General features: G+C 61.2%; 9 protein-coding genes, 1 tRNA gene and 3 rRNA genes. 10 read left to right on the forward strand and 3 right to left on the reverse strand.

Features of this window, described 5'->3' with window-relative positions:
• Positions 1 to 183: 183 nt before the first annotated feature.
• Positions 184 to 1,461 (reverse strand): LeuA family protein, encoded by a 1,278-nt coding sequence (locus P2T57_RS04150; RefSeq protein WP_420028522.1) that lies wholly within the window; start codon positions 1,459 to 1,461, stop codon positions 184 to 186.
• 451 nt (positions 1,462 to 1,912) lie between these two features.
• On the opposite strand from P2T57_RS04150, the gene P2T57_RS04155 reads away from it, so the two are divergent.
• The 3 genes from P2T57_RS04155 (at position 1,913) to P2T57_RS04165 (ending at position 5,381) form a co-directional block, all read left to right on the forward strand.
• Positions 1,913 to 2,365, forward strand: coding sequence for a ferritin-like domain-containing protein (locus P2T57_RS04155; RefSeq protein ID WP_276301219.1), 453 nt, complete (start codon positions 1,913 to 1,915; stop codon positions 2,363 to 2,365).
• Between the two features lie 203 nt (positions 2,366 to 2,568).
• Positions 2,569 to 3,273 (forward strand): DUF7504 family protein, encoded by a 705-nt coding sequence (locus P2T57_RS04160; RefSeq protein WP_276301220.1) that lies wholly within the window; start codon positions 2,569 to 2,571, stop codon positions 3,271 to 3,273.
• A gap of 8 nt (positions 3,274 to 3,281) precedes the next feature.
• Positions 3,282 to 5,381 (forward strand): hypothetical protein, encoded by a 2,100-nt coding sequence (locus tag P2T57_RS04165; RefSeq protein ID WP_276301221.1) that lies wholly within the window; start codon positions 3,282 to 3,284, stop codon positions 5,379 to 5,381.
• Here the strand turns inward: P2T57_RS04165 and P2T57_RS04170 are convergent, their stop codons facing one another.
• A complete protein-coding gene (locus tag P2T57_RS04170) occupies positions 5,382 to 5,528 on the reverse strand; it encodes a DUF7503 family protein (RefSeq protein WP_276301222.1) in 147 nt (48 codons plus the stop codon).
• A 157-nt stretch (positions 5,529 to 5,685) separates the two neighbouring features.
• On the opposite strand from P2T57_RS04170, the gene P2T57_RS04175 reads away from it, so the two are divergent.
• The 6 genes from P2T57_RS04175 to P2T57_RS04200 all read left to right on the forward strand — a co-directional run bounded on the left by P2T57_RS04175 (position 5,686) and on the right by P2T57_RS04200 (position 13,404).
• Positions 5,686 to 5,994, forward strand: a complete 309-nt coding sequence (locus P2T57_RS04175; protein ID WP_276301223.1) for a DUF5779 family protein — start codon at positions 5,686 to 5,688, stop codon at positions 5,992 to 5,994.
• A 974-nt stretch (positions 5,995 to 6,968) separates the two neighbouring features.
• Positions 6,969 to 8,440, forward strand: a 16S ribosomal RNA gene (locus P2T57_RS04180).
• Positions 8,441 to 8,585: 145 nt separating this feature from the next.
• Positions 8,586 to 8,657, forward strand: a tRNA-Ala gene (locus P2T57_RS04185).
• Between the two features lie 229 nt (positions 8,658 to 8,886).
• Positions 8,887 to 11,803, forward strand: a 23S ribosomal RNA gene (locus tag P2T57_RS04190).
• 138 nt (positions 11,804 to 11,941) lie between these two features.
• Positions 11,942 to 12,063: ribosomal RNA gene (gene rrf / locus P2T57_RS04195) — 5S ribosomal RNA — on the forward strand.
• Together the 16S, 23S and 5S rRNA genes with 1 tRNA gene alongside form the textbook arrangement of a ribosomal RNA operon.
• A gap of 117 nt (positions 12,064 to 12,180) precedes the next feature.
• On the forward strand, positions 12,181 to 13,404 hold the full coding sequence (locus P2T57_RS04200; RefSeq protein ID WP_276301224.1) for an ornithine cyclodeaminase, nickel-pincer nucleotide-dependent: 1,224 nt from the start codon (positions 12,181 to 12,183) through the stop codon (positions 13,402 to 13,404).
• Between the two features lie 8 nt (positions 13,405 to 13,412).
• Here P2T57_RS04200 and P2T57_RS04205 read toward each other — a convergent pair whose 3' ends face one another.
• Positions 13,413 to 15,038, reverse strand: a complete 1,626-nt coding sequence (locus tag P2T57_RS04205) for a lipopolysaccharide biosynthesis protein (RefSeq protein ID WP_276301225.1) — start codon at positions 15,036 to 15,038, stop codon at positions 13,413 to 13,415.
• Between the two features lie 210 nt (positions 15,039 to 15,248).
• Here P2T57_RS04205 and P2T57_RS04210 point away from each other — a divergent pair, with 210 nt between their 5' ends.
• Positions 15,249 to 16,241 (forward strand): extracellular catalytic domain type 1 short-chain-length polyhydroxyalkanoate depolymerase, encoded by a 993-nt coding sequence (locus tag P2T57_RS04210; RefSeq protein ID WP_276301226.1) that lies wholly within the window; start codon positions 15,249 to 15,251, stop codon positions 16,239 to 16,241.

Below are 16,241 nucleotides of genomic sequence, written 5' to 3' on the forward strand. Positions count from 1 at the left end.
GTTTTCCCCTGTCGCAACCTTTGCACGGGAATCGGGGCTGTGACACGGTACAAGTCCTCACGACAAGAGTTTGCATATTACAGGGTGCATGCAATCGTCTCGAACTGCGAGACGCTCGCTCCGAATCTTCCCCGGAGTGCGCCGCGCGCCGCTGGCCGGAGGAGGCGACTTCGGGGGCGGTCATCAGGCTCTGACCTCCTTGTCGTCTCGGGCGGCGTCTTTCTCGTCGCGGGCGACCCCGGCCTCGCGGGCGAAGCGTTCGAGGTCGGCGACGGTGACGCGGTTCTTCTCCGCGCCGTAGTCTTTGACCCGGCGGGTCACCTTCCGGACCTCGGTGTCGGTCGGGGTGAATCCGCGGTCCTCCAGTCGCTTGCGGACCGAGTGGGTGCCGGTGTGCTTGCCCATCACGAACTCGCGTTCGGCACCGACCATCTCGGGGGTCATGACGCCCGGTTCGAAGGTGTCGGAGTTCTCGATGACGCCCGCGGCGTGGATGCCGGATTCGTGGGCGAAAGCGTTGTCGCCGGTAATCGGTTTGTTCGCGGGGACTGGCACGTCGCTGTACTCCTCGACCATCGCGGAGGCTTCCGAGATGTGGGTGGTGTCGATACCGGTGTCCACGCCGTAGACCGATTCGACCGTCATCACGACCTCCTCGTAGGCGGCGTTGCCTGCTCGCTCGCCGATGCCGTTGATGGAGACTTGGGCTTGGTCGGCCCCAGCCTCGAACCCGGCGACGGCGTTGGCGCTGGCCATGCCGAAGTCGTCGTGAGTGTGAACGTCGATTCTGGCGTCGGTGTTGTCCGCGACCATCTCCACGAGGTCCCCGAACCGGGTCGGGGTTGCGACCCCACAGGTGTCGGGGATGTTTATCCAATCGACGCCGACCTCGGAGACGGCTTGGACCACCTCTTTCAGGTATTCGTCGTCGGTCCGGGTGGCGTCCATCGGCGAGAACATCGCGATGACGCCCGCCTCCTTCACGCGCTCGACCGCTTCGACCGAGCGGGCGAGGACCTCCTCGCGGGTGGCGTGCATGGAGTCCTCGATTTGCACGTCGCTGGTCGAGGCGAAGACGTGGACCATCTCGACGCCGGCGTCGATTGCGGCTTCCACGTCCTTGTCCACGACTCTGGCGAGGCCGCAGGTGGTCGCGGTGGTGCTGTCGGCGATGTCGCTGACGGCCTCGAACTCGGCGTCGGAGTTGACCGGGAACCCTGCTTCGATGACGTGGGTACCCATCCGGTCCAAGGTCTCAGCGATTGCTCGCTTCTCGTCGTAGGAGAAGGACGTGCGGGGGGCCTGTTCGCCGTCGCGCAGGGTCGTGTCGAAGACCCGCGCGGACTCGAATTCGGTGTTAGTTCTCAGCGTACCGTCGAAGAACTCGACCCGCCCGACTGGTATCGGACGAGTGCATGTCGTTGTCAGACATCGTATCTCGTGCTGGCCACTTTCTGCTATTTAAAGGTTCCGTAGCGACAGGTCGGTTCGGACGGCCAATATGTTATAAATAATTACACTATCGGGAAAATCGCCCGACTGAAACGTCCTGTGACTGTCGGAGGGTCCTTAATGGTCCTTAAATTCGGAATTCCGAGTAGTGTTCTACTCGGCTCTAATCTGCGTTTATATTACGAATCTAGACGCGGAACGTCCTCGGGCGCGAGCGGAGGCGGGACGCGGACCCCGAGTAGCGGTGAACCCGGCGGCGGCGTTGAGGGAATCAAAGAAAATTGCTTCACAAATTTTTCCAACCTCTTTAGAATTAGATAGTTGTCTCTCGGCGAGGAGATGCCACCAATTTCGAACGGCTCGGTCGGGGGTCGGTCGCGCTCGACGCCTCGGTAAATCGACCGAGAGGGACTGTCACTGCCAGAACAGTAAGAAGGCTGGCGGACGTAGTAGAGGGCGTATGACATCCGAGGAGGTCACGGACCTGCTGAAGAAGGCGTACAGCGACGAAATCGAGACGGTGATGAACTACCTGACCAACTCCATCGTCCTCGACGGCGTGAGCGCCGAGGAGGTCAAAGAGAGCCTCGAAACCGACATTCAGGAGGAACTCAACCACGCCGAGATGCTGGGCCAGCGCCTGAAGCAACTCGACGAGCGCCCGCCGGCCTCCTACGACTTCGAGGCCCGCCAAGAGAGCCTCCAGCCACCCGAGGACACCACCGACGTGCTGTCGGTCATCAACGGCGTCCTCGACGCCGAGGAGGACGCCATCGAGACCTACCGGTCGCTTATCAAGGCGGCAGGTGACGACGACCCCGTAACTGAGGACATCGCCGTGACAATTCTGAGCGACGAGGAGGCTCACCGGACCGAGTTCCGCGGGTTCAAGCGCGAGTACGACGACGACTGAAGTCGCCGATTTCGCCGATTTTAGGCCACTGGCATGATATGGCATGCCGCCATGTTTTTAATCGCCGACTACCTGTTCACGTTGTATGGAGGGCGAAGAAAACGAGTTGGTTACTAGGCACGTGTCTCCCGGAACGGACCATTTTGTTCTGTTCCGAAAGAATACAAAATTTTATTTTCACCGGCTCTGTGGTATGAGACGAGATGTCACTCCAGCGGGCAAGCTTTCGTGGGGACTGCTCTACCCACGAGTTTCAGGAGGTGTTGAAACGGTTCAAGCACGACGGTTGCAACCTACTGGTGACCGGTGCGGTATCGAAGGACGTGACCGTGCAGGCGACTCGAACACTGCTTGGCGCGCCGAACGCCGAGCGCAAGCGAGTCGTCGCGTTGGCCAACTCTCGGCGCGGGAACGTCGCCGAGCGACTACCGACGGGCGTCGATTCCGACGACTCCGACGTGTGGATAATCGACCAGCAGACGTGTCAACGGTCGATTCCGAAGGCCGCGCAGGGCGGCGAGGTGGAGTTTCCGACCGTCGACGGCGACAAGGACGCGCTGACCAATCTGCGCGAGGAGGTAATCGTCGCCATCGACTACTTCCAGCGCGCCGAGGACGGTCTCGACCCCTCGGAACTCCGCCTGTCGGTGTCGTCGCTCGGTCGTCTGGCCCACGAACACGACGCCGACGCGATTGCGCGGTTCGTCCGGTCTGTGTCGGCGATGGTGCAGGGAGTCCACGGGATGGCCCACTACCACCTCGCGCGACCGGACGACGACGAGATAGTGGACCGACTCTCGCCGCTGTTCGACGCGCGAATCGAACTCCGCAAGCGCGACGGCCTCCCGACCGAACAGCGCTGGCACGTCCCGGAGTACGAACAGACGACCGACTGGGTGCGCCTGTGAGGTGATTCATGGACCCGACGTTCACGGAAACTTCTGACCGCACCGGCATCGAGATAGCAGACCCCATCGAGAACGCCCGCTTCGAGTTGTACACCCCCACGGCCGTCGAACCGACGCCCGTGAGCGCCGACCAGTTTTACTTTCCCGTCGATTCGGCGATTACGGTCGAGACCAGCGCCATCGTCGTCCCGAAACTGGCCAACGTCCTCGTCCGAACACAATCCGGTGACCTCGTGGCCGACAACGCCGACCACGTGGACCGGTCGCTGGAATCGGGCGCGTACAACGTCGAACTCAGCACCGCGCCGATGAAACTCTACCTCTCGGCGGACGGTGCCCTCGACGTGCGCCACGACGACTCGACCGTCACCATCGCGTTCGACCGCTCCACCGAGATTGCGGTCGGCGCGCGCTCCTTCCACGACCGACCCGCCGGGACGATTACGACGACTGGCGACCCGGTGGGTGCGATGCGAGCGATTTCGCTCCTCGGGTCCGCGCTCAAGACGACCTCGCCCGAGCGGAGTTTTCCGACGCTTCGCGGCCATCCGCCCCTCATCGAGGTCGGCGACGAGTTCGACGCGCCCGAGGGCATCGAGCGACCGGAGACCGGCGTCCGCATCGAGGTCCCAGCCGATTACGAGTACGTCTACCCGGCGTCCTCGCTGGCGTACTACCTCGGGGCAGAGGTCGTCCCCGGCGACCGCCCGCGACTCGTCACCGACTCGGGATTCGAGTACGACCTCGCCGGACCGCTCGGGTACGAGGAGACGGTGGGGCGCGTCCTGCGCCAATCATTCCTGCTGGACTGCGTGACCCGGACCGAGGGCTACTATCAGGTGGACCTCCACGAGCGCGAGCAGGTCGAGGCCGCGGTGGAGTTGGACTTCGCAGACCTCTACGACCTGTCGCTGGCCGAGCGCCTCGAAGCCTACCTCTCGGTCCCCTTCGAGACCATCGAGGCGTGCGTGCCAGACTGGAACCTGACGACCGACGTGATGGCGACCCCCGACAACGCCGAGGTGCTTCCCTTCGTGGCGAACGACCTCGCGCTTGTCCGGTGCCCCGGCGAACCGACTACAGCCTCGGTGAATCCGACGCCCGAACCCATCGACGAGTTCTTCCGAAGCGGGTCCGACGCGCCGGCAGACGACTTCACCCGGAGTACGACCGACGCGGCCCCCGCCACGCCCGCCCAGCGCGAGATTTTCAACCCGGAACCGGCCGAGACGGTCGAACACGCGTGGGTCGGCGAGGGGTTCCCGGTCGGCGCGAACAAGGCCACCGCCGAATCCTACCGGCGGCGCGTCGAGCGGTCGGCCCCCGAACAGACCGACATCGAGATTCACGTCGTCTGCAACGACGAGCGCATGCGCGAGGAGGGCGTTGTCGAGGAGTTCTACGGGCTACGCGACCTCCTCCAGTTCGACGTGTCGGTCCACTACGAACTCGAAACCGACGAACTCCGGGACCTGCTTGCCCACCCCGCGGACTTCGTTCACTACATCGGCCACGTGGACGACCACGGGATGCGATGCCCGGACGGCCACCTCGACGCCCGGACGCTCGAGGAGGTGAACGTGAAGGCGTTCGTCCTCAACGCCTGCCGGTCCTACGCGCAGGGCGAGGCGCTGGTCGAGTCCGGAAGCTACGGCGGCGTCGTCACCCTCGCGGAAATCGCCAACAGCGTCGCCACCGAAATCGGCCAGATTTTGGCGCGACTCCTCAACTGCGGCTTCCCGCTCCGGGTCGCGCTGGCCATCGTCAAGGATACCATCGCGCCCGCCTACCAGTATTCGACCGTCGGCGACGGCGGATTGGCGCTGTGTCAGAGCGAAAGTGGCGTTCCCATCGAGTTGGTTGTCCGGGATGCAGAGTGCAGTTTCACAGTTGACGTTATCATGCATCCGGTCTCGGGCTATGGAATGGGTACTATGTCTATGCCCGTTCTCAAAGACGGACAGACTAGATACCTCTCGTCCGGCGTTATCGATACGTTTGAGGTCTCGGCGGAGGAACTAGACGACTTCTTGGACCGCGAAGCGATGCCAGTCAAATACGACGGAAAGCTGTACTGGAGTGGACAGATTACGTCCGATACGTTCTAACTACGGTCCACTATTCGACGACGCCGCATTCGCCGCCACGTTTCCTGCCTGCATCAGGAGGATGCTCATCGTGAACAGCGCGCCGGTCATCCGCGGGTGGTCTTCGAGGAACGTCGCTATCTTGCTGTCTGCCTTCGTCTGTGCCATGTCCACTTTTGTCAAGGCACCCGACGATGTTGAATCTATCTAAAAGATGATAATAGAAAACTTCTTGAAAAAGGTTACGGCCATTTATTTAAAATGTGCCATCCCCGGAGGGGCCTCGGGGGCAAGGACTTTGCCGAGGGAGTGCGAGCGAGCGCGTATGAGCCGAGCTTTCGACCTCGACCTCCAGACGGTCGAACAGGAAATCGAGGAGAGCGGCGGCGGCGGCGACGGCCACACCGACCGGAGTATCGTCCTCGGAACCCTCGACGGGACGAAGGACGAACGCGAGTGGTTCGAAATCGTGGACCGCGGAGACGTGTTGGTCCTCGCGGTCGAAGGTGAACTATCGGAATTGGCCGAGGGCCTCGTACCGCGAGTGAAAGAACGCGGCGGGAGTCTGGTTCACTTTCGAGAGTTTCTCCTCGTGACACCCGCCGACGTGGACGTGGATTCGAGCCGACTCTGACGCGCGGTCGGAAACGCTTAATCCCGGCGAGCGTCTACCTACGAACGCGTACCTCAAGTCCCCGCCCGAGCAGTCCCACTCGGGAGCGATGACAGCGCGGAGAACCCGGGTACGCGACAGTTACGAGGTTGCTCCTCTGACAGCAGTTCGGTGCTGGACATCAGCACCCGCCCGGCACGAGGGTTTGCCAGCAGACTCGGCACGCCGCCACGGATGACGCTGGAGGTTAGTGTTCCGGGCGACATTTCGGTACACTCTGTCTGCCGTCGGTCCAGTTGCTGAGCTTGACTGTTTTGACAGGCCTTGGTAAGCACATATTATTGTACTTTGCGCGCACGCGTGTGAGGAGTCTGGTCTTCTTGATGCTCCTCTTTCCACGAGAATACTGGAGTCAGCCGTCGGCCTGCGAGCGTGTCACGGTTACACGGGTGGAAACACCACGCAATGCGACATTGATTCGACGGGCTTAAACTTATCCGGTGGTTTCGTATTGGTGTACGCGGCGTCCCGCGCCACGGGACGTTCGCCACGCACGCAGTCCGATGCCCTTAAGTGTAACAGGGTACTTGGATTGGATGTGAGCGCCCTCGTGCGGTTTGCGAGGTGCGAAACACCTCCGATTCGATGCCCTTAAGTGTATAAGGGCACTCGGATTGGGTGTGAACGAGCCTTCGGGGGTCTTCCCACCGAAGGACGAACGCGGTTCGGTGCCCTTAAGTAGTATGGGTTCCTTGAACCGTAATGCGAAGAAGATACGACGTGATGGTTGGGCGTTCAACTCGTCCGACAGTCACACACCAATGAGGATTCCACCCCTGCGGTCCGCCGTATATGATGGGATCTGATGTTAGCCCTGGTAGTTCGGTGACACTCGGTCGGCAACACGAACGAGGTCGTCGAACTAACGGACCATAGAAGATAGACACGATAGCGTGTCTCCGCCAGAAACCCACCGAGCCTTGTGCTCGGCAACCATTCCGGTTGATCCTGCCGGAGGCCATTGCTATCGGAGTCCGCTTTAGCCATGCTAGTCGCACGGGTTTAGACCCGTGGCAGATAGCTCAGTAACACGTGGCCAAACTACCCTACGGACCAGTATAACCTCGGGAAACTGAGGCTAATGCTGGATACGACTCTCAGTCTGGAGTGACGAGAGTTAGAAACGCTCCGGCGCCATAGGATGTGGCTGCGGCCGATTAGGTAGACGGTGGGGTAACGGCCCACCGTGCCGATAATCGGTACAGGTTGTGAGAGCAAGAGCCTGGAGACGGAATCTGAGACAAGATTCCGGGCCCTACGGGGCGCAGCAGGCGCGAAAACTTTACACTGCACGATAGTGCGATAAGGGGACTCCGAGTGCGAGGGCATATAGTCCTCGCTTTTGTACACCGTAAGGTGGTGTACGAATAAGGACTGGGCAAGACCGGTGCCAGCCGCCGCGGTAATACCGGCAGTCCAAGTGATGGCCGCTATTATTGGGCCTAAAGCGTCCGTAGCCAGCCAGACAGGTCCGTCGGGAAATCCACGCGCTTAACGCGTGGGCGTCCGGCGGAAACCAGCTGGCTTGGGGCCGGAAGACTCGAGGGGTACGTCCGGGGTAGGAGTGAAATCCCGTAATCCTGGACGGACCACCGGTGGCGAAAGCGCCTCGAGAAGACGGACCCGACGGTGAGGGACGAAAGCTAGGGTCACGAACCGGATTAGATACCCGGGTAGTCCTAGCTGTAAACGATGCTCGCTAAGTATGGCACACACTACGAGTGTGTGCTGTGCTGCAGTGAAGACGTGAAGCGAGCCGCCTGGGAAGTACGTCCGCAAGGATGAAACTTAAAGGAATTGGCGGGGGAGCACTACAACCGGAGGAGCCTGCGGTTTAATTGGACTCAACGCCGGACATCTCACCAGCTCCGACTGCAGTAACGACGGTCAGTCTGATGGGCTTACCCGAGCTGCAGAGAGGAGGTGCATGGCCGCCGTCAGCTCGTACCGTGAGGCATCCTGTTAAGTCAGGCAACGAGCGAGACCCGCATCCCTAATTGCCAGCAATACCCTTGTGGTAGTTGGGTACATTAGGGAGACCGCCACGGCTAACGTGGAGGAAGGAACGGGCAACGGTAGGTCAGCATGCCCCGAATGAGCTGGGCTACACGCGGGCTACAATGGCCACGACAACGGGTTCCAACCCCGAAAGAGGACGGTAATCTCTTAAACGTGGTCGTAGTTCGGATTGAGGGCTGAAACCCGCCCTCATGAAGCTGGATTCGGTAGTAATCGCGCTTCAGAAGAGCGCGGTGAATACGTCCCTGCTCCTTGCACACACCGCCCGTCAAAGCACCCGAGTGAGGTCCGGATGAGGCCACCATCCGGTGGTCGAATCTGGGCTTCGCAAGGGGGCTTAAGTCGTAACAAGGTAGCCGTAGGGGAATCTGCGGCTGGATCACCTCCTAACACACGGGACCAGGTCGACACGACCTGGCCCACCACCGTCTGTCATCACGACAGACACACGAGGGTTCCTCGACGACCCATCTTGGTGCCGACCGAGCACCTTTGAACTACCAGGGCTACATTCACTTCCCCGTTCTGGGGAAGGGCCCATAGCTCAGTGGCAGAGCGCCTCCTTTGCAAGGAGGAAGCCCTAGGTTCGACTCCTAGTGGGTCCATGCCGTGGGTTGAATCGAACCGTGTCCCTTAAGTGGGATGCGGGGTAATGATTGAATCCACACTAACCGATGCACTACTCCGTGAAAGCGCGAGTAGGAAGGGTTCGATGCACGCTCCCGTATCACCTATGGGACGTGATGATGACGACCGTATGTACGTGCAATCCAGGCGTCCACTGGATCCGAATGCAGTGTTCCGGGTCAAGTGCGATGCAACACACGATAACCAACAGCGTGGCTACTGTGCCAGCTGGTGGATGGCTCGGCTCGAGCGCCGATGACGGACGTGCCAAGCTGCGATAAGCCTGAGGGAGCCGCACGGAGGCGAAGAACTCAGGATCTCCGAATGGGAATCCCCACAGCAATTGCCTTGCGCAATGGGGAACGCCGGAAATTGAAACATCTCAGTACCGGCAGGAAAAGAAACCGAATGGGATGTCGTTAGTAACCGCGAGTAAACGCGACCCAGTCCAAACCGAAGCCCTTACGGGCAATGTGGTGTTCGGACTAACTCTCAGCGCTCGACCACTCAACCGAAGTCTCCTGGAATGGAGCGCGATACAGGGTGAAAGCCCCGTACGTTGAGTTAGTACAGCGTGCGTTAGTTCCAGAGTAGCAGGGATTGGATATTCCTTGTGAATACCGCGGGCATTAACCGCGAAGACTAAACACGACTCGAGACCGATAGCGAACAAGTAGCGTGAGCGAACGCTGAAAAGCACCCCACAAAGGGAGGTGCAATAGCGCCTGAAATCAGTTGGCGATCGAGCGACGAGGCTCAAAAGGTCCAATGATAAACGACACGACCGCAAGGTCGCAGTAGGACTCATTGGAAGCCGGTGTCTCGTCGTACGTTTTGAAAAACGACCCAGGGAGTGTGTCTGATTGGCAAGTCTAACCGGTGAACCCGGGAAGGCATAGGGAAACCAACATGGCCGCAGTCTTTGACGAGGGCCGCCGTCTTCAAGGGCGGGGAGTCAATCGGACACGACCCGAAACCAGATGATCTACGCGTGGGCAAGGTGAAGCGTGCCGAAAGGCACGTGGAGGCCTGTTAGGGATGGTGTCCTACAATACCCTCCCGTGACCTACGTGTAGGGGTGAAAGGCCCATCGAATCTGGCAACAGCTGGTTCCAACCGAAACATGTCGAAGCATGACCTCCGCCGAGGTCGTCCGTGAGGTAGAGCGACCGATTAGGAGAACCACCTCCGAGAGGAGTTGGTCTCCTTGTCAAACTCCAAACTTACGGACACTGTCGACGCGGGGAATCCGGTGTGCGGGGTAAGCCTGTGCACCAGGAGGGGAACAACCCAGAGCCGGGTTAAGGTCCCAAAGTGTAGACTAAGTGCGATTGAAGGTGGTCTCAAGCCCTAGACAGCCGGGAGGTGAGCTTAGAAGCAGCTACCCTCTAAGAAAAGCGTAACAGCTTACCGGCCGAGGTTTGAGGCGCCCAAAATGATCGGGGCTCAAGTCTACCACCGAGACCTGGCCGCACCCATCACAGGGTGATCGAGTAGGTTTGGCATTCCGGTCGGATGGAAGCGCGGGCGAGAGTTCGCGTGGACCGAACGGGAACGAAAATCCTGGTCATAGTAGCAGCGTTAGTCGGGTTAGACCCCCGACGGCCTTACGAGCAAGGGTTCCTCGGCAATGCTGAACAGCCGAGGGTTAGCCGGTCCTAAGTCTCACCGCAACTCGAATGAGACAACAGGGAAACGGGTTAATATTCCCGTGCCGCTATGCAGTGAAACCGACGCCTTGGGAACCATCAAGCCGGGCATTCGCCCGGTCGAATTCAGGAACTTCGTGGAAGCCGTAATGGCACGAAGCGAACGAAGCTGAAGATAGCGCAAGTTGATGTTACCTAGGGCCCGTGAAAAGGGAGCATAGCGTCCGTACCGAGATCCGACACAGGTGCTCAGGCGGAGAAAGCCAAGGTCTGTCGGGAGCAACCGACGTTAGGGAATTCGGCAAGTTAGTCCCGTAAGTTCGCGATAAGGGATGCCTGCCTCGGATAGAGGCAGGTCGCAGTGACTCGGACGCTCCGACTGTCTAGTAACAACATAGGTGACCGCAAATCCGCAAGGACTCGTACGGTCACTGAATCCTGCCCAGTGCAGGTATCTGAACACCCGGTACAACGGGGCGAAGGACCTGTTAACGGCGGGGGTAACTATGACCCTCTTAAGGTAGCGTAGTACCTTGCCGCTTCAGTAGCGGCTTGCATGAATGGATCAACGAGAGCGTCACTGTCCCAACGTTGGGCCCGGTGAACTGCACGTTCCAGTGCGGAGTCTGGAGACCCCCAAGGGGAAGCGAAGACCCTATAGAGCTTTACTGCAGGCTGTCGCTGGGACACGGTCGCTGATGTGCAGCATAGGTAGGAGGCATTACAGAGGTACCCGCGCTAGCGGGCCACCCAGCCATCATTGAAATACTACCCGTCAGTGACTGTGACCCTCACTCCGGGAGGAGGACACCGGTAGCCGGGCAGTTTGACTGGGGCGGTACACGCTCGAAAAGATATCGAGCGTGCCCCAAGATTTCCTCATCCGGGTCGGGAACCCGGAACAGAGCGCAAGAGCAAAAGGAAGTCTGACAGTGTCCTACACAACGAGGGACGCTGACGCGAAAGCGTGGTCTAGCGAACCAATCAGCCTGCTTGATGCGGGCGATTGATGACAGAAAAGCTACCTTAGGGATAACAGAGTCGTCACTCGCAAGAGCACATATCGACCGAGTGGCTTGCTACCTCGATGTCGGTTCCCTCCATCCTGCCCGTGCAGAAGCGGGCAAGGGTGAGGTTGTTCGCCTATTAAAGGAGGTCGTGAGCTGGGTTTAGACCGTCGTGAGACAGGTCGGCTGCTATCTATTGGGGGTGTTACGGTGTCTGACAAGAACAATCGTATAGTACGAGAGGAACTACGATTGGTCACCACTGGTGTACCGGTCGTCCGAAAGGGCGCGTGCCGGGCAGCCACGTGACACGGGGTAAGAGCTGAACGCATCTAAGCTCGAAACCCACTTGGAAAAGAGACACCACCGAGACCACTCGTAGAAGACGAGTTCGATAGACTCGGGATGTACGCGCCGAGGCAACGAGGCGTTCAGTCCGCGAGCACTAACAGGTCAAGCCAACACTCATATCAGGTGTTGCAACTCTCGCACTGACTCGAACACAGCGTTCGGGTCCAGGCGCAAACTGGATTGCACGTACATTACGGTCGTAGTCGAACCACCGACACTGGCATACCATCACGGTTCGATTCCGTGAGTCGGCGTTAAGGCGGCCAGAGCGGCAGGGTGACACCCGTACCCATCCCGAACACGGAAGTTAAGCCTGCCTGCGTTTCGGTTAGTACTGGAGTGCGCGAGCCTCTGGGAACCCCGATTCGCCGCCTCCATTCATACAACCCTCACACAGCACGATGCTGTGTGGGGGTTTTTTCATTTCGAACTGACTGACCAGCACCATCTCCACTCGGCAAAACGTTCATCGTATCGTCGCTCGTCGTCACAGTATGACAGTAGCAAGAAGTGTCGAACTCGAGGGACACATCATCGACTCGGGGATGATGCAACGGTGCTTCGGCGTGGTGATGGACCTCGGCGGGAACTTCGACGTCGAAGTCTTCGATGTCGGCAAGCACAAAGACGAGGAGTCCTACTGCCGGATGATAGTCCAAGCGGACGACGAGGACCAACTTCGAGAAATCCTGCACGAACTCAACCAGAACGGCGCGCACCTCTCGGACCCGCCGAACGCGACCCTCGAGCCGGCACCCGAGGACCGTGTGGTTCCGGACGGCTTTTACTCGACGACGAACCATCCGACGAAGGTCAGATACGACGGCGAGTGGCTTCCCGTCGAGAATATCGAGATGGACTGTGCCGTCGTCGTGGACCCCGACGGGCCGCGCGCGTACACCAAGGTCTTGAATGCGATAGACGAGGACGACTTGGTAGTCACTGACGACGCCGGTGTTCGAGTGGACCCGCCCGAGCGTCCCCGCGACTCGGGAGGTCCCTTCGGGTTCATGCAGGGTGGTGTCTCGGCCGAGCGGCCCTCCGAGTCGCTCATCCGGCAAATCGCCGAGGCCGTAGCCGAGACCAAGGCGGAAGGAGGGTCCGTCCTTGCAGTTCCCGGTCCCGCGGTCGTTCACTCCGGTGCGGGCGATGCGCTCGCCAGACTCGTCAGCGAGGGCTACGTCGATATGCTCTCGGCGGGCAACGGCTTTGCGGTCCACGACCTCGAAAGCGGCCGCTACGGCACGTCGCTCGGGATGAACGTCGAGACGCTCGAAAACCCCCGCAAGGGACATAAACACCACATCTACACGATTAGCGAGGTCATCCGCGCGGGCGGCATCCACGAAGCGGTCGAGGAGGGCCTCGTGGACGAGGGCGTGATGTACGAGTGCGTCGAGAACGACGTGCCCTACGTCCTCGCGGGGTCAATCCGGGACGACGGGCCGCTTCCCGATACCATGACCGACGCGGTGGAGGCCCAGAACGCAATCCGCGAGCAGGCCCACGAGGCCGACCTCGTATTGATGCTCGCCACGCTCTTGCATTCGGTCGCGGTCGGCAACTGTCTGCCTTCGACGACTCGCGTCGTCTGTGTGGACATCAATCCTGCGACCGTCACCCAACTCCTCGACCGGGGGAGCGCGCAGGCAATCGGCATGGTCACGGACATCGGGACCTTCCTCCCGGCGCTCGCCGAGACGATTCTGGACGAGTAACCCCCGAACTACCGCCCGGAGAGTGGCCACCGGCCCGCGAACGCCGCCCGGTAGCGACCGACCAGCGTCTCTGCCAGTCGATGCTCGACCGGCGTGAACCCGAGCGCGGCGAGCGATTTCGCGTAGGCGACCAGTCCCCCAGCGGTCCCGACGACCGGCCCGACCGGACCCGGAATCGCCGTCTTGGCCACGAGCGCCACCGTCGCCAGCGGGACCGCCGCGACCAGCGGCGCAGTGTGCAGGCGCGTGAACGGTTGAAGCCCTTCGAGGTAGTACAGCACGACGACCTCCAGTCCGTTGTTCACCGTCAACATCAGCACGTATCCCACCACCAGTCCCGGCAGGCCGAACCGCGTGGTCAGCGGAATCGCGGTCACGGCCAGAAACGCGGTAATCACCACGTTGACCACCAACAGCGCCCGCTGGTTGTCGGTCATCTTGAGAAGAATCCCGACCGACCCCGCGGCGCACGCCGCGTACTGGGCGACGATGAACCCCGGCAGGAGCGGGGCGTACTCGACGTAGGTCGGTCCGAACAGCGCCATCACCGACTCCCGGTAGACGACGACCGGAATCGCCAGTCCCGTCACCCCGACCAGCACCAGCCTGCTCGTGACGTGGTAGAGCCGTTTGAGGGCTTCCCGGTGGTCCTCCTCGTTGAGCGCCGCCGCGACCGGCGGGATGAACTGGTTGATGCCCATCAGTGGGAGTCGGACCAGCGTCCCTAACAGCACCCCGATGGCGAACACCCCGCCCGCGACGCTCGACAGGTACACCGCGATGAGCGGGTAGAACCCCAACCGCTGGGTCGTGGTGGCGAACCCGCCGACGAACAGGGGGAGCGTGAACGAGAGGTACTTGCGCCGGAGTCGGGCCGCGTCGGGACCCCGGACCCGAGGACGAAAGTCTCGCTCCCGAGCGAGCCACATTGCCCCGCCGACTCCGACAACCCCCATCGACAGCAGAACTCCCACCGCGGCCGCCGCCAAGTCCCGAAAGACGACGACGGCGAGTGCGCCCGCGACCAACTGAGCGGTCGGGAACCCGACTCGAAAGGTGAGGTTGAGCGGGCCGACCGCCTCGATGCCGCGCAGAATCTCGGTGACGGTGAACAGCCAGACCCCCGCGGGCAGGCCGACCGCGAAGATTCGCAGGACCAACTCGAACTGCGCGCCCTCGCTCGCTATCCGAGTCACCACCGGGGCCGCCAGAAACAGGCCGACCCCGAACGCGGTCGCAACCCCGACCAACAGCAGACTCGCAAACGTCGCCAGCGCGTCCCGCTCGGCCCGCGAATCCGCGTTGGGAAGGAATCGGCTCAGTCCGCTCCGGAACCCGAGCGTGAGTCTGAGGAGGAACCGTTGGAGTCGCCGGGCCAGTGCGAATGCCCCGTAGGAACTCGCCGTGAATCCGTTGGTCAGCATCGCGGTGAACGCGAGGGTCAGTCCGCGCTGGACGAGAATCGACGGGACCGAAATCGTCGCGCCGTGGGCGACTCGTTCCAGCGCGTCTTCGAGTCGCTCGTCGGCGGAGTCGCGCGCCGCGTCGGGGTTCGGCGTTCCCGCGTCGGAATCCGGTGTCCCCACGTCCGGCGTCTCCACGGCGAGGTCCCGGTCGTTCGATTTGGAGGCCACGGGCCAACTTGCTCGAACGCTCGAATAAATCCGCTGGTGTCGGGTGTCCTTGCTGTTTCTGCGCCCTCGCGGAAGTCGCTGGACGAACCGACCGCTGGGAGTTCGTCGGCGACCGTTCTCGCGCGCCGACGACCTCGGTGCGCCCGACGTATTTTACATATTAACCTAGGCTTAGATTTATTAGTAGGTATTGGTACGTAGTGTCACGTCATGAACTACGACAGACGAACCTTCATCAAGTCGGCCGGAAGCGCAATCGGCACAGCAAGCGTCCTCGGCGGTGCCGGTTCCGCCGCGGCCTCGGGGTCGTACACGAACCACTACTACAGCGGTTTCGACTACTGGAAGTACGTCCCGGATGGAGTCGGCGCGGGCGACCCGCTCGTGGTGATGCTCCACGGGTGTTCCCAGACCGCAGATCAGTTCCGCGAGGAGACCCGGATGAACGCGGTGGCCGACCGTGAAGGCTTCGCCGTCATCTATCCTGACCAGTATAACGCCAGAAACGGCGCGCTGTGCTGGAACTGGTACTACGACGCGAACACGACGCGGGGAGACGGCGAGGCCGCGGTTATCGCCGGGATGACCCAAGAGACCGTAGACGCCGAAGGGCTGGACCCCGAGCGCGTCTACATCGCTGGTCTGTCGGCGGGCGCGGCGATGGTCCCGAACATGCTCGCGGAGTACGCAGACATCTACGCCGCGGGCGGCGTCCACTCCGGACTGGAGTACGACGCGGCCGAAACCTCCTACGGCGGGACGACCGCCATGACCTACGGCGGTCCCGACCCCCAAGACCAAGGCACGCAAGCCTACAACGCGATGGAGTACTATGGCATCACCAGCAACCTCCCGACGATGGTGATTCACGGCACCGACGACACCACCGTCTATCCCATCAACGGGCATCAGGCCGCCGAACAGGCCACCCAGACCAACGACCTCGCCACCGACGACGCCGACGACGACGGCACCGACTACACCGCCGACGTCGTGACTGACGGCACCTCCGAGTCCTACAACTACACGACCTACGACTACCACGACGAGAACGGCGAGACGATAGTCAAGAAGATGATGGTGGACGGCATGGGCCACGCGTGGTCCGGCGGCGTGTCGGGCGGCGAGTACACCGCGCCGGGCGGTCCCGACGCGAGCCAGCTTCTCTGGAACTTCTTCGAAGGCCGAACGCGGAGTGAATAA

Origin of the sequence: Halorussus lipolyticus, assembly GCF_029338375.1 — an archaeon.
GTDB lineage: Archaea > Halobacteriota > Halobacteria > Halobacteriales > Haladaptataceae > Halorussus > Halorussus lipolyticus.